Consider the following 23,567-nt stretch of genomic DNA (forward strand, 5'->3'; position numbering starts at 1 on the left):
CCCGCCGCAGCTCACAGCAATGACCCGGCAAGCCTTCTGATCGCTAAGGATCGGCCTGCCGGGTCATTTTATCCAAGGTTAAGTTATTTCTGCTATTGTCCTCTGCTCCTTCGCCTTACCGGAACTTGCCGGCATCGATGGCTGCCTGCTTCTCATCGAGAATCTCCTGATAGCCCGCTTCCAGATAGGTCTTCTTGGCCGCCTCATAGGTGGCGTCGAATTCGGCTTCCGGGGCCAGCACCACCTTCACGTACAGCTCCTGGAACAGTGTATTCAGGTCAGCCTTATATTCATTCACCTTCTCCAGCACCGTGCTGAACAGGGCATCCGGCGTACGGAATTCAGCCGTCTCGTCATAATATTTCACTAAGTCCTCCGCCAGCTGCTCGTAACCGGCCGGAGCCCAGTTGCGCAGGTTAGCCTTGCGGGTCTTGGCCTCATCCGGGTACTGGGCAATTTCCGTCACCAGACCCCAGTAGTCCTTGTTGTTGTTCTGCGCCAGCACCGCTTCACCCTTGTAATCCGGGTTCTTCAGGGCAATGCCGTCCGCATCCAGCGTATAGTTCTCCCCTTCAATCCCGTTCTGGAACTTGAACAGGTTCTCCGGCTGGCTGAGCCATTCCAGGTACATCCAGACCGCTGCCCGTTCCTCCGGCGTGGATTCATAGTTGATGCCCATGATGAAGCCGAACGGCCAGTAGGCGCGCCCCTGCGGCTTCTTGCCTTCCGGTACGCCTGCATACGGCGGCACTACAGCGAATTCAGCCTCCGGGTTGTTCTGGAGCGTTGCAGCGAAGACGTCGGTGTTATTGGCGAGATAGAAGCCGAAGGTGCCTGTTTTGCCGGCTACGAATTCCGCCTTAATCTTAGGCTCATCGTTGCGGAGGTAGAACTCCTTGTCGATTAGGCCGTTATTATACTGATAGTTGAGATTGCGCAGATAAGCCTCTGTCTCCTTCGTGGTCAGGTCAGCCACACTAAGGTCGGAGTACAGCGCGCGGTATTTGGGGTCAACCGGCCAGTCCCGGAATGGATAATTGAAGTTGAAGAAGTTCTGCAGCAGCGCTCCGCCCGTCACGCCAAGACCCGCTTCCTTCCATTTGACCAGCATCTCGTTATACTTCTCCAGGGAGGTCAGATCCTCCACCTTCATGCCGACCTTCTCCACCCAGTCCTTGCGGATAATGCCGACAAAGTTATCTGCCTCCGGCCGTGCGGCGAAGAAGAACGTATTCTTCTCATCCACCACCCCGTACTGCTTAATAGTCTCGCCCATATTCTTCCAGTAGGTAGGTGCATAATTCTCAATTTCGCTCCAGTCCAGCTGCTGCAAGACGTCTTCACCATAATAAGTAAGCGCTTGCGGCATATCATAATGGAAAATAATATCCGGCGCCTTATGCGAGGCCAGCAGCTGTTCGAAATCGGTGACCTCCTTGGAGCGCGTAATCGGCACATAATTCACCTGAATATTGTACTTGTCGCCGAACTCTGCCTGCACCCAACGGGTATAGTAGTTATCGGACACGTTCCAGCCCTCATAGGCGCGTTCGTAGACAGGGATGTCGAGCGAGACTTTTTTCTCGAAGCCCTTGGAATAATCCGGATAGGCCCCTTCCGCCTGGTTCGTAGCTGCCGCTGTCTCCGCAGGCGCATTGGTGGCTTCGGCATTCTTGGCCTTGTTCCCCCCGGTGCATCCTGCCAGCAGACCGGCTGTCATGACTGATGCCATCAGTATTGAATATACACTTCTTCGGTTCATCGCAATTCCCCCATGAATTCATATTCTTTACTCCTTGACCGCCCCTAACATCACGCCTTGAACAAAATATTTCTGAACGAACGGGTACACACAAAGAATAGGCAGCGTAGCGAACACAACGACCGATGCCTTCAGCACCTCCGGGTTACTGAGCTGCACCTGGCTTGCTTCCAGCTGGAAGCTCTCACTGGCCTGAATGACCAGATAATACAGCTTAAGCTGCAGCGGTCGGAGCGAGGTCTCATGCTTGATATAGAACAGGGCATCCTGATAGGCATTCCAGCGGCCGACTGCGTAGAAGAGAGACAGTGTGGCCATAATCGGCTTGGACAGGGGCAGCACAATACTGAACAGAATGCGGAAATGCCCGGCCCCGTCAATGCGCGCCGATTCCTCCAGACTGACCGGAATGCTGCTGGTCAGCGAGGTTTTCATAATCAGCAGGTTGAACGCACTGAAGGAGAGCGGCAGCACCAGCGACCAGATCGTATCCATCAGTCCCAGATTGTTGATGTTCATATAATCGGGAATAATGCCGCCGCTGAAATACATCGTGAACAGGAAAATGAAGGTGATCACCCTCCGCCCCTTGAACTGGGTCCGGGACAGCGGATACGCGGCGCAGATGGTCAGAATCATGCCCAGAATCGTGAACAGCACGGTTACAATCACCGAGATGTACAAGGAACGGAGGATGCTGGCATCCGCGAAGATTTTGCGGTACGCTTCGATGGTGAAGCCCTGCGGCCACAGGAAGACCTTATTGGCGATGACGAAGGAATCAGCGCTTAAGGATTTGGAGACGACATGCACGAACGGCAGCAGGCAGATCAGGGAAGCGGTAATGATGACGAGGCGGATCAGCCATTCCCAGATATCAACTCGCGCTTTATGGGATACGGCCGGGCCTCCGGTTGCAGCTTTCATGGTTCCTCTCCTCTCTACAGGATTCCATCCTCACCCAGCTTCTTGGCCACACGGTCGGCGGAGATGACCAGGATAATACCGATCACGGACTGGAATAATCCGATGGCGGTGGCACGGCTGAAATTGCCGCTCTCGATCCCCCAGCGGTAGACCAGCACCGGAATGGTGGTGGTGAACTCCGTGGTCGCCTTATTCTGCAGCGCATAGATCCGCTCGAAGGAGCCGTCCATCACTTTGCCGAGGGCCATGATCAGCAGCGTGACAATCGTCGCCCGGATGGACGGGAGCGTAATATTCCATACTTTTCTCCAGCGGCCTGCCCCGTCAACCGTAGCGGCTTCATACATTTCGGGGTTGATGCCGCTCATCGCCGCCAGATAGATAATCGTCCCCCAGCCCATGCTCTGCCACACGCCGATGACCAGATAGCTGACCAGCCAGTGGTTATCCTGCTGCAGGAACGGAATCCGCTTCCCGCCCATCAGCTCTATCAGATTGTTGACCACCCCGCCGCCCTCACTGAGCAGCTGGTAGGCGATCGCGCCGATAATGACCCAGGACAGAAAGTGCGGCAGGTACAGCACCGTCTGGTTAATGCGCTTGAAGCGGATGCTCCTGATCTCATTAAGGAGCAGCGCCAGCACGATCGGCATCGTGAAGCTGAAGATGAGGTCCAGCACGTTCAGCAGCAGGGTGTTGCGGATAGCCTTCATGAAATCCGGCTTGGCAAACAGCTGCTGGAAGACCTCCATTCCCGCCCATTCACTGCCCCAGAAGCCACGTGCGATCTTGTAGTCCTTGAAGGCGATGACCAGGCCGCCCATCGGCAGGTACTTGAATACGATGACAAAAGCGAGCGGAAGCATCACGAGCAGATAGAGCTGCCAGTCCCGCTGCAGATAATAGCTGAAGCCTTGTTTTCTTTTTAATAGAGGACTGTGATCTGTTTGTGAAGCGCTTGCAACTTTCAATATGTTCACCCCCCGGCTGAAAGTTCTATGACCGGTCTAATGTGATCCGGCTTGCTTCCTATGCTATCCGCTCAGCCCGGGCTTTGAATATCATGACTATTGATGATTGCCTATCACATTTGATGAAGCCACGCCCCTCAAGGCCTCAGCAGCGGGCAAATAATCAAATCTGATAGGCATTGCCAAAAGTTATAAAGCGCTTACAATAAGCTGTTCTAGGAACTTTTGCTCTTGGCCGATCTGTAGCCGCTCGGCGGCATCCCTTCATACTTGCGGAAGAAGCGGTTGAAGCTCTGCACATTATAGTAGCCGACCTCTGCGGCAATCTGCTTGATGCTTAATCCCGGCTCCAGCAGCAGCTCCTTGGCCTTCTCGATCCGCAGCTGATTGACGAAGTCGATCATGCTTTTCCCGGTCTGCTCGTAGACAAGCTTGCGCATATAGGAGTAGCTGATGCCAAGCTGCTTGGCCATCTCCTCGAACACAATCTCTTCCTTGTAATGCTGCGTCAGATAGTCAATGATCCGCTGCGCATGATTGGTCTCCCGGGGGCTGCGGTCCAGGCTCTGGACAATGTCGCAATAGAACCCGTACAGATATTCCTCCAGCTCATCCAATGTATCCATAGCGGCAAGATTAGAGTATACATTGCCCTGGCCCGTCATCATCCGCCCGGTCCCGAGATGGTTCTCCCGGAGATGCTTGAGGGTCGCCCCCACCAGCTGGTAATAGATAAACATAATATTATCGTAGGCGATATTCTCCTCAGCGGCGATCCGGCTGCGGAGGCTCTGCAGCTCCTTGAAGATTCCGGCCAGGTTGCCCGCATCCAGGAAGTTGAGAATCCGCCGCTCGCTGCTCTCAGAATCGAGATACTTGCGGCTGTTCTCCTCTTCCTCCTCCTCATGCCAGTACATAATGCTTCCGGCTCCGTTAATCATCCGGCGCTTGATCAGCTCCATCGCTTCGAACAGCCGCAGCGCCACTCTTCCCGGGGTATCCGCAGGGTCGCTTACCCCAATCGTGACGGAGTGCTCCAGCAATTCAAGCGACTCATCCCGGATCTCCTCCAGCGCCTGATGGATCTGGCCGCTGAACGCCTCCCCCTCCTCCGGGTCAAAGTTCAGAACGATCACCATACAGCCGTCATGATGATAGACACTGCGGGCGTTCAGCGGCTCCGGGAACAGGCCTTCATACTTGGCACCCAGCAGATATTGGTGATAACTCCGCGTCTCTGTGTTTGTATGGGCGGCATATCTCCGGTACTGGTCAATGGAGACAACGATGACCCGGTAGCAGCGATAGGGGAACACCTCCGCAATCCGCGGCGGAATCTCGCCGCGCAGCAGGCGGTGCACCGCCAGGCTGCGGGTATCCTGCTCACGCTCCTGCAGCAGCTGGAACAGGCTCTCTTCCTCCTCCTGCATCCGTTTGAAGGCCAGGCTCAGGAAGGCCAGCTCATTCCTGTTCACTACCCCCAGATCGCTCTTCGCACGGATCGTCCGTACCAGCTGCCGCAGCGGCCTGGACAGCCAGGTGGCCAGAAGAATCGCCAGCAGCGTTCCGAGCACAATAATGGTTCCGGTCAGCAGGATGATCTTCCCCTGCATCTCCTTGGAACGCTGCATCAGCTCATCCATCGAGCTCCAGCTTACATTCCACCAGCCCGACATGGGCGAACGGCTCCAGGCATAGACCATCCGGTTGCCCTCAAGCTCACGGAAGGTATACCCCTCATTGGACTCCTGGCCCATAATCTCCCGGAGGAAAGGGAGCTTCCGGCCGTCGGATAGCAGCCGGGCCCGGTCATTGAAGGAGATCACTGTTCCCGAGGCATCCAGCAGCAGGCTGTTGCTTCCGGCGGTCTCCGTACCGTGAAGGTAATTGCCGATCTGGCTCTCCTTCAGATTAACTACAATAATCCCGCTGGTGGTAGTGGACAGACGGTTGAGCGGATACACATACGATACTACATACTCCCCTGACGCCAGCCTGCGGGGGACCCATACCCCGCTGATTCCCTTGTGCCCTTCGAGCGCCTTGTCCATCCAGTCCAGCGGCTCATAACGGGCAAGCGTGGTGATGCTACTGTCGGTCGAGAAGACATAATCCGAATCCTTCAGATAGAAGAAAGAGGAATACACACCGTCCACGCGGCGGTTCAGATTCAGCAGCTCCTTGGTCACCGAGAGCGCCAGGCTCACATTGTTGTAATTGGCGTTGATGTCTTCGTACGTCCTGAAGCTGCGGATGCGGTCAAAAATATTCGTCGCCGCCAGACGCGACGTATCCTGGGCCAGATTGGCCAGCGCCGTCTCGTTCAGGCGGCGGCTTGCATTCAGTCCGGCCAGCGAGGACTCCCCGATGGCTGCCTCAGAGTTCTCTATAATCTGCGATCCGCTGTACCAGGTCAGAACCGCCGTGGGAATGGCCATAATGCAGAACAGAATGAAGGCCAGCTGCAGGAGCATCGGCGTTTTTTTCATTATCTATCCCCCTAAGATCAGAAATTCAACATTTTTATTTTATCATTACAGGATACATTTAACATATATGTATAGAGAAATTAGCGATGAGGAACATAGCGGTTTTTCGATTACATTTGGTACACACGCCCCCGCTTGGCGCAATGTGGTCGGTTTTTCGATTATATTTGGCCCGTACGCCTTCACTTGGCGCAATGTGGTCGGTTTTTCAATTACATTTGGCACACACGCCCCCGCTTGGCGAATTGTGGTCGGTTTTTCGATTACATCCGGCCAGTATACGCAAAAAAGCCCGGATGTCTAATCATCCAGGCCCGGGCTGCGGCTATTCGCCTGCTTACCCTTCCACGTTCACCGCTTCATCCTCGAACTCCTCGATGCTCTCGTTGGAGCCGATCACCACCATGATGTCCCCCTGCTGCACGTAATCATGCGCTGTCGGGGCGACGATGATCCCATCCCCGCGGTTCAGGGCGATGATGCTGCAGCCGTACTTGGCACGCGTGTTCAGCTCGGAGAGGCTTTTGCCGTTCATACAGGCAGGCACGGCCAGCTCTACAACCTTGTAGTCCTTGGAGATCTCGATATAGTCCAGCAGATTCGGCGTCACGAGCTGATGTGCTACACGGATGCCCATATCCCGCTCCGGAAAAATCACCCGGTCCACCCCCAGCTTCGACAACGCCCGCCCGTGCAGAATCGAGATCGCCTTGCCGACCACCTGCTTAACGCCGAGCTCCTTGAGCAGAATCGCAGCCAGGATGCTCCGCTCCATATTATCGCCGATCGCCACAATGCCGCAGTCGAAATTACGCACCCCGAGGGAGCGCATAATCCCTTCATCCGTGGCATCCGCCATCACGGCATGGGTCAGCTGCCCGGTCATGGCCTCCACCCGTTCCTCCTGGTGGTCGATGCCAAGCACCTCATAGCCCATGGACATCAGCTCCAGCGCCAGGCTCGAACCGAAACGGCCCAGGCCGATTACAACAAACTGCTGTGGTCTCATATTCCGTTTACCCCTTATCCAATTATCATTTTGCCTTCCGGGTACTTATACAATGGTTTACCCTGTTTCGGCCCCAGCGCATAAGCCAGCGTCAGCAGCCCCAGCCGTCCGGCGAACATCGTCAGGCAGATCAGCACCTTGCCGACCTGTGTCAGCTCGGGCGTCAGCCCCAGGCTCAGTCCCACATTGGCGAAAGCCGAGGTTGTCTCGAACAGGATGATCAGGAAGGGCAGCTTCTCCGTAGTCGAGAGCATCATCGAGACCGTGACGATCAAGAGCAGCGCGAGCAGGGTAATCGTCAGTGCCTTGAACACGCGCTCCTGGGCCAGCCGGTAGCGGAAGAGTACAATATCCTCCCGCCCGCGCAGCATGGAGATGACCGATCCGACCATCAGTGTGAAGGTCGTCGTCTTGATGCCGCCGCCGGTGGAGCCCGGCGAAGCACCGATGAACATCAGAATCACGAGGAAGAACTGGGTCGCCTGGCGCAGGCCCGTAATATCAACTGTATTGGCCCCGGCCGTACGCGGAGCGGCAGATTGGAACAGGGATGCCCACAGCTTGCTGCACAGGTTCAGCGGACCCAGCGTCCGCGTATTGGTGAATTCGAAGATGAAGATCACAGCCATCCCGGTCAGAATCAGTCCGGCGGTCATCGACAGAACCACCTTGCTGTGCAGCGATAACCGCCGCTTGCGGCGGTAGTCCGCGAGATCGGAGATGACAATGAAGCCAATCCCCCCGCTGATGATCAGGGCCAGCACCGTCAGATTGATGACCGGATCGCCGACATAGCTGATCAGGCTGTGGTCATGTCCGCCGAACAGATCGAAGCCGGCGTTGTTGAACATAGATACCGCATGAAATACTCCATAATATATAGCACGGCCCAGCGGCATATCGAAGGACCAGCGGACCGACAGCAGAACCGCCCCAGCCGCTTCGATCATCAGAGAATAGAGCAACACCTTGCGGATCAGCCGCACGATTCCCTCCATCGAGCTCTGATTCATCGCCTCCTGAAGAATCAGCCGGTCGCGCAGGGAGATTCTGCGCCGGAACACCAGCGCAAGCAGCGTAGCCATCGTCATGAAGCCGAGCCCGCCGATCTGAATCAGCACCAGGATGACCGCTTGTCCGAAGCCGCTCAGATGGGTTCCCGTGTCAACCACAGCCAGCCCGGTAACACAGGCCGCAGAGGTAGCGGTGAACAGCGCATCCATGAAGCTGAGCGGGTGGCCGGATACTGCGGATACGGGCAGCATCAGCAGCAGCGTTCCGATAAATATGACAGCGGCGAAGCCAAGCACGAGAATCTGCGGCGGAGCCAGCTTCAGGAACCGGAAGTTCGTATTCTTGGGAAACGGTGAAGCCACACCCCTCATCCTTTCAGAGTTCAAATAAACATACCAAATTATATACGTTATTGCCGAACTTCACAAAGCATCATTTCTTCAATAAAATCCCCCGCTTGAAATTGTATGGTGCCAAGTGGTACACTATAAATATAAAGTGTATGGTCAGTATCCATACACACCATAATGAATAGAATTTAGAAAGGAGGCCCCCGGTGGATTCATCCTATGAGCTGTTGCCGGAGCAATTCCTGATCAACCCTTCACTGCCGATCTATGAGCAATTTGTCCAGGCCATCCGGGAACGGATTGTCAGCGGTATGATTCCGCCTGGCGTACGCCTGCCCTCTGTCAGGGATCTGGCCGCCAGCAGAGGCGTCAATCCTACTACAGCTGCCCGCACGTATCAGGAGCTGGAGCGGATGGGACTGATTGTAACCTACCGTGGTCAGGGAACCTTCGTCACCCGGGAGGAAGGGGTCATTGCAGATGCACGCAAGGCAATTATTCGCCAAGCTGTACAGCAGTTTAAGGAGATTGCGGCCTCACTTGGACTAACCGCTGAGCAAATGCTGCAAATGAATAAGGAGGAATGAAGAAACTATGAATATAAATAGAACGGCACAAGACGCACCGGCCGCTCCCGCGGCGGTAGAGTGCCGGGATTTACGGTTCGTGATTAAGAACCGGGTGATCCTGGACGGCATCAGCTTCCATATTCCCCAGGGCAGCATCACCGGCCTGCTTGGACCGAACGGTGCAGGCAAGTCCTCCCTGCTGCGGATTATATCCGGTCTGACTCCCGCAGGGTCCGGCACGGTCAACATTAACGGCAGACCCGCCGGTATTGAGCGGCTCGGGGAGATCTCCATGCTTCCTGACCGCAGCAGTCTGCCCGGCTGGCTGACCGTGCAGGAATGGCTGGGCTTCGCCGCAGGCATCTATCCGGACTGGGACAGCGGCAAGGCGGCAGAGCTGCTGCTCAGCCTATCCGTCACACCGGACTCGCTAATCTCCACCATGTCCCGCGGCGAGGAAGCCCGCCTGCAGCTCTTAACCTGCCTCTCGCGTCAGGCAGCGCTGATTATCCTGGATGAACCGTTCACCGGCGTGGATCTGATCTCCAGAGAAGTGATTGCCTCTGCTGTTGTAGGAGAGATGGCAGGCGGTTGCCGTACCTTCCTGATTGCCACCCATGACATCCGTGAGATGGAGCTGCTCTTTGACCGCCTGATTCTGATCGGCGGAGGACGGATTCAGGGAATTGATGATGTGGATCAGCTGCGGCGCTCCGGCTATTCTGTGGAATCACGTTACCGGGAAGTGTTCGCATGACGGCGCTTAAGACTATTGTGAAGCTGGAATACAGCCGCTATCGTCTGAAGAAGGTGCATGAGCTGCTGGCCGGCCTGGCTCTGATGGCAGTATTGCTGCCTGCCGGCCTGTTCTTTCCGCTCTCCGGCATCACTCCACAGTCTCCGTTCCTTACGGCTGCGATCCTGCTGTGGATTATCGCGATGGGAGTATCCGCAATACATATGATCAGCTTCTACGGGCAGCGGCATAAGGATTGGTTCCTGACCTTTCCGGCTCCGCGGCTTACCCTGCTCCGGGCCAAGGCGCACAGCCTGCTGAAGCTCTGCCTGAGAATAGCCGGTCCCGTCTTCACTGCTGCCGCTCTGCTCTATGGGCTCTCTGTTCTGTCCGGCCGGTATGAGCCGCTGCCCGCCTTCGGGTTCATCTATACATTGATTGCTTACAGCTTGCTTATTCTCACCCTGTTGCCCCTGGCCATCATGAGCGGTCTGCTGGTCAGTGTGCTGATGTCTATCCGCAGCCAGGTTCTGCTCCTGCTGCTTGCAGTTCCTTATTCACTGCTCTGGCTGGCGCCTTTAACCGCCGCCATTCTGTTGAATGATGCCGCCACTGCTGCCGCCTTCTACGGATCTGAGTATCTATCACCGCAATATATGCTAATATATAGCGTGATATTGCTTATACTCGACTTGAGCGTCTACTACGTTCTGCTGCCCGTGATTGCCGGCAAGGGCTTCAGCATGCTGCCCCAGCCGGAGAGCAAGCCGGCTGAAGGCTCACCCCTGCATTCGGGCTATAAGACGCCCCGGGGTCTGGCCCGGTCTGCATGTTCTACAGGCAGCCGCTCCCCCTTGCTGAGCTTATACAGATTGGATGCCAGCCGGCTCCGCTCCATGGAAAGGCACAGGAGTGTAGTGGTATTGAAGCTCGCTCTTCCGGTTCTTATGGCGGTTGCCGCTTATTTCTTAACCGGCGACCTTGAGGCTTTCCTCACATGTCTCGGAATTCCCTTTACTCTTCCTGTGATGTTCGGGTTCTTGTGGATGCTTTCCCGTAGCAGCCTGGAACAGAAGCAGCTGTCCTGGTGGCTGCTATTCCCCCAGAGCCGGCTGCGTCTGCTGCTCTCCGGAGTTGCCGCTGTATGGGTTACGGTTATGCGCATTCTGCTTGTACTGGCCTGTTCTATGCTTGCCGGCATTGCTGCAACACAGGTTATCGGGAGTCCTGCTCCATATCACATAAGCCTGTACATATCCTGGCTATGGTATTCCCTTGTTGTCTACACACTGGCCTTAACACTGGGCCTGGGTGTGCTGCAAAGCATCTATTACCTGATGAAATCCAAGGCACTGGCACCATTGCTCTTTGTAGTGATAGTGGCCGTCTTACTTATCCTGCCTCAGATCAACAAATACTTGTTCCCGGACCAGTTCACCGTCGCTCCTTATCCGTCATGGTCCATCCCCGGCCTAGCCGCATTGATCGGTTTGCCGCTTGCCATGTGCTGCACCGTGGCAGGTGCCAAGTATTTTCACCTGGCACTCGGAACAAATAAAGAGCAGGCGGCTAAGAAACAGGCATAAGCCCGGCCATCTTGACGTAAGAGGATAGTACGGCTTTTCAAGCAGCACAGCTAAATTCAAACCAAGGAGGCATTCCATGAATCCCATCGGCCAGCCCCTAGAGTCCCGGCCCCCTGCGCTCAAGCTAATCATTGCCGGAATTCTCGGACTGATCCTGTTCGTTCTGTTCCAGATTGCCCCTCAGCTGCTCCAGGAATCCGGAGGGAATCCGGCTCCCCTCCCCAAGGCGGATATCCGCGAGAAGGCTGCTGATTTCGCCGCGAAGCAGCTCGGCTACGAAGCCGCAGCCGGGGATGAATGGGTGGTTCTGTATAAGACGGACTCCTCATTCTACGGCTATATGTCCCGGGAGAAGCTGCTGAGCGATTATTCCAAAAACAAGCTCGATCAGCGCTACCCGTTCGATGTCTATCACGCCGTGCTCTACACCTCCGGGGAAGCGGCGGCCCGGCTTGCGGTAGACCTCAATATGTATACCGGCCAGGTCGCCGCTTTCGCCACCGGGCCCGATGCCGATGCGGCGGCCGGACGTGACTACGGGGAGAGACCGGCCGCACCGGCGGCTGGGCGCAACGGAAAGGCTAATCCCGCCAGCAGCATACCGGACTTAAGTCTGGAGAAGAAGGAGAGCCTCGCCCGCCCCTGGCTGCAGCAATGGGGAGCCAACCCCGCGAAGCTGCAGATGGAGTCTGGCACAGGTGGCTTCGGGCTTGTCTACTCGGACAGCTCGGTCAAAGTAGGCGAATCTCCACTGTATTACCAGTTTAATTATGACGGGGAAGCGGTCTCTTATTTCCGCGCCGGATTCTCCGCCCCCGCCTGGCATGATTCCTATGTGGACGGGCAGACCTCCCTGGCCAAGAAGCTGACCTTGTACGGATATGGCCTGCCTACGCTGCTGCTGGGCATTCTGGCGCTGATCTACGGCATTCTGCGCAGACGGCACACATCCTGGCGGCGCGGGCTCTTCCTCAGCTCGGTCCACTTCGTGATTATGATGGTCAGCAGCTACAACGCGGTGTCCGAAACCGGCAGCGGCAGTGCCGAAGCGCGGGTTACAGCGGTCGTCATGTTCATCATCTATGTGCTGTACAGCCTGCTGATGTCGCTGCTGCTCTACTTCTCACTGGTTGGCGGCGACGGCCTCTGGCGCTCCGAGGAGAAGCTGAACCCCTGGCCCCGGGCGAAGGAGCCGGGGTATGGCCGCTATGTGCTGAACAGCATCCAGGCCGGTTATATCTGGGCCTTCATTCTGCTTGGCGTTCAGACCGTTATGTTCATTATCCTGTCATATACGCTGGATAACTGGTCCACCACCGATGCGGCACAGTCGCCCTACAACATGAAGTATGCCTGGCTGCTGCCGATTGTCGCCTGGCTGGCCGGCCTCTCTGAGGAGGCAGTCTACCGGCTGTTCGGGATTCAGATGCTGAAGAAGCTGGTCAGGAATACGTTCATCGCTTCACTGATTACGACCCTGATCTGGGCGCTCGGACATACGCTCTACCCGATCTATCCGGTCATCTCGCGGCCGATTGAGCTGACGGTGATCGGGCTCTTGTTCAGTTACATTTTCCTGCGCCACGGGTTCATCGCCGCGATGTTCAGCCATGTCGTGTTCGACAGCATCCTGATGGGCGCGACGCTGATCTTCATGCAGGATAAAGTGAATGTAGGGGCAGGCATCGTGACCATCATTCTCCCATTCATCGTCGGTTATCTGGTATACCGCTTCAACCCTCCACGGGAGCCGAAGCCGGCAGAACCAGTCCCTACTCCATAAGCACCAGCAGCGGCTGCGCCTCCTGATCCGGGATAGCGCAGCCGCTGCTGCTGTAAAGAGCTATAATTTTTTGCTATGCCTCTTCCGGCACAGAATGATAAGGGCGGTAAGGAAAGCGGAGCCTAATCAGCGTGCCTTCGCCCAGCGAGCTGTGAATCGCTACGCCATACGGTCTGCCGTACTGCAGCTTGATCCGCTGGTCCACGTTGCGGATGCCGTAGCCGATGCCCTGGCCCGCAGGCGCAAGGATCTGCCCGATCAGCTCCTCCTTCATTCCGAGCCCATTATCCTCCACCTCGAAGACCACATCCCCCTCTTCCAGATAAGCACGGATCATTAGTGAAATCTCATCGTCATACCAGGCATGCTCCAGCGCATTTTCTATAAACGGCTGCAGAATAAATTTCACGCTCTCGCTCTCCAGTACCTCCGGTGCAATCGCATAGGCAACCTGAATCCGGTCGGCATTCTTGATCCGCTGAATATCGAGATACGATTCGGCAATCTGCAGCTCCTGCTTCACGGGAATAATCATCTCTCCCCGGTGCAGCGTCAGCCGGTAGAACCGGGCCAGCGAGCGGATGACCTCATGCAGCTTATCAATCTCCCCCAGCTTGGCCATCCGGCTGATGGAGGAGAAGGTGTTGTAGAGGAAATGCGGGTTCATCTGGGAATGCAGCACCTGAAGCTCGGTCTCCTTTTTCTCCAGACTGACGACATAGACCTCATCAATTAACCGCTGAATCGTTGAAGCCATCTCGTTAAAAGCACTGCTGATCTCCGCAAACTCATCCTTGCCCCGGACCGGCATCCGCTTATGAAAGTCCCCTTCCTGAAAAGACTTCAGGGAAGCAACCAGCTTCTGGAAGCTGCGCGAGAAATACTGGGACATCGCCAGACTGATCAGCACGAGCAGCACCAGGGTGACCAGACAGATGCCGATGGTTACATTACGGACCTGCTGTGAATTCTTTTGCAGGGAGGCATAGGGAATCCAGGCCACTACACTGGCTGGCATATTCGTTACCGGCCGTTTAATCTCCATATAAGATTTGGGCTGCTTCATATAACCTGAAGCATCCGAAGAGAGCGGATCAGGGATAAGCCCGTTCCGGGGGCTGGTGAAGAGCAGGCGGCCGCCGTTGTCCACGACGAACAGGATGCTGTCCTCCCCCAGCTGCCCCGATACGGCATCCGAGAAGATGTACTTCATATCCGCTGTCATCATGATCAGACCGTTCAGTTGCAGAGTATCATAGTTAATCAAGGGCCGCAGGTAGGAGATGCTGCCGTTCGCCCTGTCATTCCCCACCTGCCGCCATTCCCTGGAGCCGTAATGCAGATTGAGCTTGGTGTACCATTCTTCCTCCTCAATCCGGTCCATGTGAAACAAAGAATACTTCCGGACATCCTCTGCGGCATGATCGTTATAATAGAATTCCCCTACAGCCGGATTGCTTACATACATGGACAGCTCGACCTCCGGGTCGGGCAGATTCGCCGCGTTCTTCAGCCTGGGAAGAATATACTGCGACATAATGCTGTATTTCTCCCAGCCGGAATGATAGCCTGCCAGATAACGCGCCAGGGCCTGGTCTGCGTACAGCTCATCGGTACTGCGGACCATATCTTTCAGCCGGAAATCCACGTTGCTGGCCATTTGCTTGACTGCCACCTCCAGATTGCTTCTGGTGTGCTCCTCGATGGAACGCACAGACGACAGGTAGGCATAACTGCCGATGGCAATGATCGGTGTCAGTACCAGTACCAGATAGGAGATAAGCAGCTTATAACTTAAGGGAAGGTATACGGATTTCGCACGCTTCATCTGCATGAGAGATCAGCTCTGCTTCCTGTAATCGGCTGCGGTCATATGGAAATATTCCCGGAACTGCCTGCTGAAATAAGCGATGTTCTTGTAGCCGACCTGATCAGCCACCTCATAGATTTTGTATTGAGGCTGGTCGAGCAGGAGAATCGCCTTCTCCATGCGGAGCCGCACAAGATACTCATTGAAGCTCTCGCCCGTGTGTTCTTTGAACAGAACTCCGAGATGATTCGGCGAATAGGCGAAATGGCCGGCCACCCCCCGCAAGGTAAGATTCTCCGTTAATCTCTCCCTTATATAGGCTTCAATTCCCTCCATCAGCCGGCGGTTCTTGTGCCGCTTCTTCAGGAACAGCAGCTCGGAAATCTCGAATAAGGTACGCCGCAGCCAGCGTTTGATATCGTCAACAGTCTCCAGGTGATGAATAGCGTCCATCTGCTGCAGACTCTCGTAAGTTTCGTTGAGTGTGCCCAGATACGCCTCCAGCCGGGTAACGATATGAATGGAGAAATGATAGACCTTCACCGGATGCTCGAACAGTGCCGCTATCTCGAACAGCTCATCAAGCCAGTCGCAAATATCCGCCAGCCTGTAGGCAGCCATAGCCGCGAACATCCCCTCCAGAACCACGCTCAGCTCCTTGATATCCTGGACCATGCCCGGCTTGTTCATCACCGGCGGAATGACCCTGTTCTTGCCGATGAACATCTTGCCGTTCATATAAGCCTTAGCCTGGGAAAAGGAGGCGGCCAGCTCCCCCAGAGACCACACCTCGGCTCCATAACTCACAGTTATGGTGTAGTCGGTGTGCTCACGGACCCTCAGCACAAGTTGCTGGAGCCACTCTTCCAGTGTCCGGCGCGGGCCGGTATAGACGAAGCCGAGCTGTGAACGGTTCAGCCGGCACCATTTTCCGGCAGCGGAAGCGTCAATCTCTGAGCCGATATATTGAAACAGCCTGTCCAGACCGGCATAGCCCCCCTCCGGCTGCTCCTGCACCCGCATCAGAACATCATCGGCCTCAATCAGCACGGCGGAGGCGCTGGTGAAGGACAAATCCAGCGGATACCGGGCCAGAAATTCACCCAGTGTAGCCCCGTCAATGCTGCCTTCCAGCAGATGCTGCAGCACATCATTCTTAATGAAATTGAAGGAAGCGATCATGCCGCCGTCTTCCGGCACCCTCCTTCGTTCCAGCTCGAGCTCGGCGGTAGCTGTGCGCAGCACGCTGATCAGCTCCTCATCATCTACCGGCTTAAGAATGTAGGCATGGGCCTTCAAATCGAGGGCCTGCTTGGCATAATGAAATTCCTGGTAGCCGCTGATGAACACGATTTTGAGCCCCGGATTCAGCTCCAGCGCCACGCGGGACAGCTCCATACCGGAAACAGCCGGCATCCTGATGTCCGTAATCAGCAGGTCGATCTCATGATTCTCGATATATTGAAGAGCAGCCAGCGGATTGCTCTCGCTGCAGACCGCTTCAATCCCAAGCTCACGCCAGGGAATCAGGCAGCGCAGCCCCTCCAGGTCATAATTCTCATCATCCACCAAGACGGCTCTATACATCGCATTCAGCATCCCTTCATGCGGAAAAGAGGGTACATGACGTATCCCTCTTTTCCCTAACGTTTAGTTTTCCGGTGAATCGTCCTTGATCTTCTTAAGATTGCTCTGCCACACTTCTGTCTTCCAGGCCAGCAGCCTGTCATACCCTATGTCCGTTGCTTCCTTGTCTGCTTCCTGGAGCAGTTCCAGAAGTTCTTCATCACTTGCCGCAAAAATCATCCGGGGAACCGCCTGCGCGTATTGATCCCTCAGCCTTTGCAGGATAAGCCCCTCTTCCGAGGCGGGCGCCGGATCAAGATTGGAGAATTCGGTGATATTCATCGAAGTCTTGAACGTTATATTCGCCTGTCCCAGGGTCGTCCAGTCCCGGGCCCCGGCGGGCAGCAGCTTCTCGCGCCTTGCCTTGGCGGCATCAATATAAGAAGTATTGCCGTACCAGTTGAATTCTCCGAGCTTCAGCTCATCATACCGCTTCAAATCCCGTCCAATATAGGCACCATTTGGAATGGGGATTTCATCCTCTACTGTATCATAAAACAACCCTTCCGGCCCGAAAAAAAGAATCCGCTGCCCCTCGGGACTCGTCGCCCAGTTCATATAAGAGAAGATGGCCTCCGGGTCTTCTGCAGAGGTTGTAATGACATTGACATTCCAGCCCAGCGTATTGTACCCGGAGGGGTAGACCTTGCCCGGATCCACACCTTCCCGGTGCACCGGCCAGATAAGCTCATAACCGCCCAGCGGATCCTTCGCCGAGAGCAGATTATTCGCTTCCCGGCCAATCCCCTCCACGACGGCGTCATAAGCGCCGAATACGGCGATCCGGCCGCTCTTCAGCTTCTCCAGCACCTGATCCCGAGTCCCGGTCAACAGATCCGGGGAGGTCAGCCCCTGGCGGACCAGCCGGCTTGCCAGCAGCAGCGTCTCCCGGAATGCCGGGTCCCGGTACACGGAAGTCAGCCGGGTCCCGGCGGGTACACCGAAGATTTGGCCTGAACCGGGAGCGGTGAAGACTGGCGTCCGGTTCTCCGCCGCCCCGCTGTAGAGCATACCGATCATCTGGATATCCACGCTGTCCCGGGTCTCCCCGAAATCAATGGGCACAACATCCGGGTACTTCTTCTGCACTTGCTTCAGATATCCTTCTAGATCATCCCATGTTTCCAGCTTAGGAGAGCCTAGAGCACTGTATATTTTCTTCTCCACCAGGAAGCCGGCATTGCCGCTGCCTCCGCTGCCGTTAATATACCAGTTCGGAATCTGGTACAGTCTGCCGTCTTCACTGCGCAGCATGTTCAGCGTGTTCTCGCCGATCATTCGGGCGAATTCAGGATATTGCTCCAGATAAGGGTCCAGCGCCACCAGCTTACCCGCCTTCTGCAGCCGTTCCACCTCCTTGCCGCGATCCATAACCAGGACATCGGGAAGCTGATCCGACACAATCATCGCGTTCAGCTTCTGGGCGGCGGCCCCGCCCGAGGGGACCGGGCGAAGTGTGACCTTCAGGTGATCGGTGATCCACCGGGTATGCGGCCTTCCCTCCCAGTCCGGCGCGGTATACCAGTCATAGTTCACAAAGACGGAGAACCGGACCGGCTTCACCTTGGCGGCCAACTCCGAGAGGGGGGCGGCTGAAGGATGGCCCGCAGGCAGCGGATTGCCGGAACCGCTGCTGTCTGCGGCCCCCCTGCGGTTAGCGCTATCGGCATTGCCGGTGGTAGTCGCGTTAGCGGCACTGCTTGCCGTATGGAGAGCCGCCGGCTTCCCCGGATCGCTGCCCGAGCAGGCACTGAGGCTGCCCAGAACCAGTAAGAACAAGAGTGCTGCTGACCTGTGCCTTAATAGATTGACAATTCCCATAACGAATAGCCGTATTGTGTGCCGCGCTCCGTCCCGTTCACCTTCACATACCGCGCACTGACCGGGGTGAAGCTAATATCGTCGATGTCTCCATCTCCGGTGGTTGTGGAATACGCCGTTGTCCAGTTCGTTCCGTCTGCCGACGTCTCAATGGTATAGGCTTTGGCGTACGCCCCCTCCCAGTTCAGCAGCACACGGCTGACTGTCTGGGCAGAGCCGAGATCCACCTGAATCCATTGCGGGTCACTGAAGTCCGATTCCCAGCGGGTGCCCAGATCTCCGTCCACCGCTCCGGCAGCGGGCTGCTTCGGATTCTCCGAAGCGGTTACCGCCTTGTTCAGGGCCAGGTTCACAAGCGGCGGTGTTCCGCCGGTAATCACCTGCTGCACAGATGCGTCATTATATCCGGCTGCAGTGATTGTAACGGTGTAAGTCTTCCCCGTAGGGAACAGCGCTGGATTCAGGGTGATTTTACCGGCTGCCACGGTATAATTCGCCGCCGCTGCCGCCACTCCATCCACCCTCACCGCAGTGATTGCATTTCTCCAGGCTGCATCCTCCGTGAATGTCAGCTCAATCGGCTGGCCGGCTGCGTTCTCAGTGGTATCAGCTGCCAGGGCAGGCGGAGCCAGCGGTGTCACGGCGCTGCCGCTGCCGTACACCTCCAGTTCCCATAAGGAATACCCGTACGGCGTACCGCGTTCTGTCCCGTGCACCTTCACATACCGCGCATTGACCGGGGTGAAGCTGATGTCATCGATGTCTCCGTCTCCGGTTGTTGTCGAATAGACCGTTGCCCAGTTCGCGCCGTCTGCCGATGTCTCGATCGTGTAGGCTTTGGCGTATGCCCCCTCCCAGTTCAGCAGGATACGGCTGACCGTCTGGGCAGAGCCGAGGTCCACCTGAATCCACTGCGGATCACTGAAATCCGATTCCCAGCGGGTGCCGTCATTACCGTCCACAGCGCCGGCAGCCGGCTGCTTCGGATTCTCCGAAGCAGTAACCGCCTTATTCAGCGCAAGATTCCCAGACGGCGTTGTTCCGCCAGTGATCACTTGCTGCACCGAAGTATCGGTATATCCGTCTGCTGTTACGGTAACCGTGTAAGTCTTCGCCGTGGGGAACAGCGCGGTGTTCAGGGTGATTTTACCGGCTTCTACAGAATAATTCGCTGCCGTTGCTGTCACTCCATCCACCTTCACCGCAGTGATTGCATTTCTCCAGGCCGCATTCTCCGTGAACATCAGCTCAATCGGCTGGCCGGCTGCATTATCAGTGGTATCGGCTGTCAGTGCAGGCGGAGTAAGCAGCGTATCCGTGGTCACCTTCGTCGGGTCGACCTTCACCAGCTTACCGGCTTGAACCAGAGCCGAGCCTGTAACCCCTCCGCTATTACGGAACGTAACGGTTATGGCCGCATTCGTCGGATTCCAGACCAGCGCGCGGTAGTCCGAACCTTTTTTATACACCGTTGCACTGTATCCGTTCTCTGCCCAAATGTCCTTGGTGCGTGATCCAAGCGTTGCCATATTGTGCACGAACCAATACGTATTGAACAATTCGTTCTGCTGCGGCAGTGCCGGGTTCCATTTATTCAGCACAGCCTGCGGATCGCTCAGCGCCTGAATCGGCCAGACAATATGGTACCAGTCCGGTTCCGGCCCGCCGTTATCGGCCACGAAGCCATTATATAATCCGGCCGCCTTGGCCGTATCGAACCCGTAGCTGGTCAAATATTCTGCTGTAGGCAGCCAGTGAATGCCATAGACATACACCGGATTCCCGTTGAAAAAGGTGCCGAAGAAATTCGAGCTTCCGTAAATCTGACCCACCGTTTTATGCGTATAGCCCGGCAGCCAGTTATCCTGGTCGTAGTTGAACCAGTACTGCTGTACCGCTCTAAGCTCTGTCGTGAAGCCCATAATAGACGCATCCCGGAAGGCAGTGTTGCCGGTGAGTGTGCTCCACATATACTGGCCGACCCAGCCGAACAGCGACTCTCCTGCCGCTTCCTGATTATTGCCGCTGTCATTGTCGGCATAACCGCCGGCCCATGAATGCCCTTCATACGGGTCGAAGTTGCGGAAGTACGGATACTTCGAGTCCGTCTTCGACGGGTTGGCATAATCCCGGATCAGCTCATCGACCATGCCGCTGAACTTATTTCTGAAGTCGGTATCATAGGTGGCAAGCACGGCTGATGCAAAAACATAATAGCCATACGTGAAATGATGGTCCGTAATGCCGGAGTTCGCGCCGAACTCGCTGTTTTTATAGATCAATGTTCCCCAGTCAGAGTTGTAGTCGAAATAATAATCGGTTTCCCCCGAGGTGTACGTATACCAGTCTGTAAGCACCGTCTTCATCCGGGACAGGAACAGATTCTTGTAGCTCTCATTGCCGATCTGATCGGCGATCAGCACACCCATGGCCAGCGGATGCAGCTTCTTGCCCTGCCAATACGCATCGGCCTGCATCAGATTCGTGGCGGTGTCCGTATCGAGCAGCGCCAGGTAATCAAGCAGATCCTGACGGGAATAGGTGGAATCGCCCGGCTCAGTGAACTGCGGCACAATACCGTGGAATTTATCCTTAGTGGCAAACGAATTGCCCTCTGTCACCTTCATCGTTCCGCGGATGGACGGGAAGGAGACGGCAGTCAGCGGTGTTGTGGTGACCTTCCATTGGTGGGGAAGCTGCGCCATCAGCGTGGTATTCGGGAAGCCTGAACGCTTGAGTTCTGTTACCGCATTGAAGGTAGTTGTGACATCCGAAGTCGTCTCGTTGAAGGTATAAGCCACCTTCGTGTCCGTCACGAAAGCATAGCCGTGCTGGTAGAAGAAATTCAGATTAGACGGTGCCGGAAGTGCCGACAGGGACAGGTAATTCTGGCCTCCGCCGAGCTGGATTTTGAGCTTGGCGCCGACCCGCTTGAAGGTTGTACCGGCCGGAGCATACAGCCCGTAGTGTCTGGTCACCATCTCAGGTGTTGGCGCGCCGTTGGAATTGGTGACCGCAATGCCGATATGGTCTGCCGTTACTGTAGCGCCGTCTGCAGCGAGAATCGTAGTGTTGCTGTCGTTGAAGAAGCGGGCCCCGGCTGGCAGATACAGTTCAGGACTGGACGGATCGCTGAATTGCGAATAGAGGTACGGCGAGCCTTTGACGAACGTTGTCTTCAGCTTCTCCGCAGCGCCGTCGCTTAGCACCGCAGTCGCCGACCAGTCGCCGTAACCGGTAATCCGGTTGGACATGCCCGAAGTATTGATATTGCCGGCCATCAGGTACAAGTCCGGGCTTCCCGCGGCTTCCTGTGCCTTGCCGTCAGCACTTAAGTAGCCTGCGCCCGGATTCAGAATGCTCAGTCCCTGCTTGGTATATTTCGATTTAAGCGGAAGTGTGATAATGCCGTTACCAAGCTGATTGATCATGATCGACTGCCACCAGTCATTGGAAGGCAGCGGCGCAGTCAGTGAATCCGATTTATACAGCGGATATTTGGGCTGGGGAACCGAGAGGTCATTCGCCGCATGGCTGCCTTGGCCTACGGGCACTGTGGTCAGCTGCGGCAAGGCCGGAATGTTATAGACTGGCTTCGGATCACCTGCCACATAATCATAGGCCTGGAATTCAAAGATCGAGTACCCGAAGGAGGTGGCTCTGCTGATACCCTTCATCCGCAGATAACGGCCACTCGCATAGACGGGAAGATTAAGGGTGCCGCCGTCGCCGTGAAGCTCCCGGTATACTGTAGTCCATGAGCTGCCGTTATCTGACACCTGAATATCATAGATCCGGCCGGCGGCTGCCTCCCAGTTAATGATCACCCGGCCCAGCGTACGTACGCTGCCAAGGTCAACGCTCAGCCATTCATTATCGGTAGCGTTGGAGGACCAGCGTGTGTTCAGGTTGCCGTCCACCGCCAGCTCCGGCAAGGTAGAGCCGACAGGCAGATAGTCGGCCACCTGGTAGGATGAGGCCGTCGCGGGCTTATTCAAAGCCACATTCGGCCCAAGAACCACCGGAGGAGGATTAACGCCGCCGGTGCCGTAGACCTCGAACTCATAGAGGGAGATGCCGTATTGTGTCAGAATTCGCTCCGTGGCGAATACCCGGACATACCGGCCTGTGCCGCTGATCGTCAATTCATCCACACCGCCATTTCCGGTAGTTGTGGAATAGACATCCGTCCAGTTCAATTCGTCAGGGGATACCTGGATTTTGTAAGCCTTGGCGTAAGCTCCTTCCCAGCGGAGCACTACACGGTCAATAGTAGCCGTTGCCCCGAGATCCACATAAATCCAGTTCGGGTCCGTGCCCCACGAGCTGCTCCACCTTGAACCTGTATTGCCATCCACCGCCAGATCCGGGGTATTATTGCCCTCCGTGCCCGAGGCATACGCCGGCCGGTCTTTGGAGAGCAGATACGAGTCCGCCGCATGTGCCCGTCCTGGCGGAAGGGCCAGCACGACACTCAGCAGCATGATGATGCTCAAACCCAGAGCGATTCCGCTCATTCCCTTCTTTCGCCTTACTGTTCTTGAATACGCCATTCCTTCATCCTCCTCTATACGATAGATTGCAGCTTTTCAGCCTGTAAATCTGACTTTTCCCGGAGTTCATTCTCGGAGTTCATTCTCGGAGTCCATTTCCGGGAGTACTTATCCTGGCATCCCTATGCCGGAGTCGTTACCCGGAGTCCTCATCAGCCCCCCTTACCTTGATTCTGGAAGTCTTCACCTTTCACACAAACACTTTCATAGATTCATAATAAGTATCCATAATAAGCGTACCCTTTACCGAAACCGGTTGCAATTGCACAAATCAACGATTTTATGCAGAAAGTAAAGATTAAGTAAATTATGCAGCAGTTCGTAGTGTTCAGTTTACTATGTACATTTGATCCACACGCTTCCGCCATGCGCATTGGGCCCACACAGCGCCACCATGAGCAATGTAGTCGGTTTTTCGATTACATTTGGTCCGCGTGCCTCCATCATGCCCAATGTAGTCGGTTTTTCGATTACATTTGGTCCGCGCGCCTCCATCATGCCCAATGTAGTCGGTTTTTCGATTACATTTGGTCCGCGCACCACCACCCGACGCAATGTAGT

15 protein-coding genes are annotated in these 23,567 nt (G+C 55.7%); 4 read left to right on the forward strand and 11 right to left on the reverse strand.

From position 1 onward, the window contains the following. Positions 1–115 precede the first annotated feature (115 nt). The 6 genes from K1558_RS14405 to K1558_RS14430 form a co-directional block, all read right to left on the reverse strand. On the reverse strand, positions 116–1,762 hold the full coding sequence (locus K1558_RS14405) for a type 2 periplasmic-binding domain-containing protein (RefSeq protein ID WP_238652282.1): 1,647 nt from the start codon (positions 1,760–1,762) through the stop codon (positions 116–118). A gap of 27 nt (positions 1,763–1,789) precedes the next feature. Further along, positions 1,790–2,689, reverse strand: coding sequence for a carbohydrate ABC transporter permease (locus K1558_RS14410; RefSeq protein WP_238652283.1), 900 nt, complete (start codon positions 2,687–2,689; stop codon positions 1,790–1,792). A gap of 14 nt (positions 2,690–2,703) precedes the next feature. After that, positions 2,704–3,660, reverse strand: coding sequence for an ABC transporter permease (locus K1558_RS14415; protein ID WP_238652284.1), 957 nt, complete (start codon positions 3,658–3,660; stop codon positions 2,704–2,706). Positions 3,661–3,875: 215 nt separating this feature from the next. After that, on the reverse strand, positions 3,876–6,149 hold the full coding sequence (locus K1558_RS14420; protein WP_238652285.1) for an AraC family transcriptional regulator: 2,274 nt from the start codon (positions 6,147–6,149) through the stop codon (positions 3,876–3,878). 337 nt (positions 6,150–6,486) lie between these two features. Then, the gene (locus K1558_RS14425) at positions 6,487–7,158 is read right to left on the reverse strand and encodes a potassium channel family protein (protein ID WP_238652286.1); all 672 of its coding nucleotides are present in this window, start codon (positions 7,156–7,158) and stop codon (positions 6,487–6,489) included. A gap of 14 nt (positions 7,159–7,172) precedes the next feature. Further along, positions 7,173–8,534 (reverse strand): TrkH family potassium uptake protein, encoded by a 1,362-nt coding sequence (locus K1558_RS14430; RefSeq protein WP_238652287.1) that lies wholly within the window; start codon positions 8,532–8,534, stop codon positions 7,173–7,175. A 194-nt stretch (positions 8,535–8,728) separates the two neighbouring features. Between K1558_RS14430 and K1558_RS14435 the strand changes: the two genes are divergently transcribed. From K1558_RS14435 to K1558_RS14450, 4 genes are all read left to right on the forward strand, one after another. Continuing rightward, on the forward strand, positions 8,729–9,109 hold the full coding sequence (locus K1558_RS14435) for a GntR family transcriptional regulator (protein ID WP_238652288.1): 381 nt from the start codon (positions 8,729–8,731) through the stop codon (positions 9,107–9,109). A 7-nt stretch (positions 9,110–9,116) separates the two neighbouring features. Next, on the forward strand, positions 9,117–9,848 hold the full coding sequence (locus K1558_RS14440; RefSeq protein WP_238652289.1) for an ABC transporter ATP-binding protein: 732 nt from the start codon (positions 9,117–9,119) through the stop codon (positions 9,846–9,848). Next, on the forward strand, positions 9,845–11,413 hold the full coding sequence (locus K1558_RS14445) for a hypothetical protein (RefSeq protein WP_238652290.1): 1,569 nt from the start codon (positions 9,845–9,847) through the stop codon (positions 11,411–11,413). Before K1558_RS14440 ends, K1558_RS14445 begins: the two co-directional genes overlap by 4 nt. A gap of 76 nt (positions 11,414–11,489) precedes the next feature. Continuing rightward, positions 11,490–13,196 (forward strand): CPBP family intramembrane glutamic endopeptidase, encoded by a 1,707-nt coding sequence (locus tag K1558_RS14450; protein WP_238652291.1) that lies wholly within the window; start codon positions 11,490–11,492, stop codon positions 13,194–13,196. 73 nt (positions 13,197–13,269) lie between these two features. Here the strand turns inward: K1558_RS14450 and K1558_RS14455 are convergent, their stop codons facing one another. The 5 genes from K1558_RS14455 to K1558_RS14475 all read right to left on the reverse strand — a co-directional run. Further along, entirely contained in the window at positions 13,270–15,030 is a 1,761-nt protein-coding gene (locus K1558_RS14455) for a cache domain-containing sensor histidine kinase (RefSeq protein ID WP_238652292.1), read from the reverse strand. A gap of 6 nt (positions 15,031–15,036) precedes the next feature. Then, positions 15,037–16,593 (reverse strand): response regulator, encoded by a 1,557-nt coding sequence (locus tag K1558_RS14460; RefSeq protein WP_238652293.1) that lies wholly within the window; start codon positions 16,591–16,593, stop codon positions 15,037–15,039. Positions 16,594–16,656: 63 nt separating this feature from the next. Then, on the reverse strand, positions 16,657–18,411 hold the full coding sequence (locus K1558_RS14465) for an extracellular solute-binding protein (protein WP_238652294.1): 1,755 nt from the start codon (positions 18,409–18,411) through the stop codon (positions 16,657–16,659). A 20-nt stretch (positions 18,412–18,431) separates the two neighbouring features. Beyond that, positions 18,432–23,006, reverse strand: a complete 4,575-nt coding sequence (locus K1558_RS14470; protein WP_238652295.1) for a galactose-binding domain-containing protein — start codon at positions 23,004–23,006, stop codon at positions 18,432–18,434. A gap of 336 nt (positions 23,007–23,342) precedes the next feature. Then, positions 23,343–23,567 (reverse strand): hypothetical protein (locus K1558_RS14475; RefSeq protein ID WP_238652296.1); only part of this gene is annotated, 225 nt, incomplete at its 5' end.

Origin of the sequence: Paenibacillus piscarius (assembly GCF_022234545.1) — a bacterium.
Taxonomy (GTDB): domain Bacteria; phylum Bacillota; class Bacilli; order Paenibacillales; family Paenibacillaceae; genus Paenibacillus_AQ; species Paenibacillus_AQ piscarius.

Bases quoted from the DNA above. Each gene is read 5' to 3' on its own strand.
- K1558_RS14405 (WP_238652282.1), bottom strand. From the start codon at position 1,762: ATGAACCGAAGAAGTGTATATTCAATACTGATGGCATCAGTCATGACA.
- K1558_RS14410 (WP_238652283.1), bottom strand. From the start codon at position 2,689: ATGAAAGCTGCAACCGGAGGCCCGGCCGTATCCCATAAAGCGCGAGTT.
- K1558_RS14420 (WP_238652285.1), bottom strand. From the start codon at position 6,149: ATGAAAAAAACGCCGATGCTCCTGCAGCTGGCCTTCATTCTGTTCTGC.
- K1558_RS14425 (WP_238652286.1), bottom strand. From the start codon at position 7,158: ATGAGACCACAGCAGTTTGTTGTAATCGGCCTGGGCCGTTTCGGTTCG.
- K1558_RS14440 (WP_238652289.1), top strand. From the start codon at position 9,117: ATGAATATAAATAGAACGGCACAAGACGCACCGGCCGCTCCCGCGGCG.
- K1558_RS14445 (WP_238652290.1), top strand. From the start codon at position 9,845: ATGACGGCGCTTAAGACTATTGTGAAGCTGGAATACAGCCGCTATCGT.
- K1558_RS14450 (WP_238652291.1), top strand. From the start codon at position 11,490: ATGAATCCCATCGGCCAGCCCCTAGAGTCCCGGCCCCCTGCGCTCAAG.
- K1558_RS14455 (WP_238652292.1), bottom strand. From the start codon at position 15,030: ATGCAGATGAAGCGTGCGAAATCCGTATACCTTCCCTTAAGTTATAAG.
- K1558_RS14460 (WP_238652293.1), bottom strand. From the start codon at position 16,593: ATGTATAGAGCCGTCTTGGTGGATGATGAGAATTATGACCTGGAGGGG.
- K1558_RS14470 (WP_238652295.1), bottom strand. From the start codon at position 23,006: ATGGCGTATTCAAGAACAGTAAGGCGAAAGAAGGGAATGAGCGGAATC.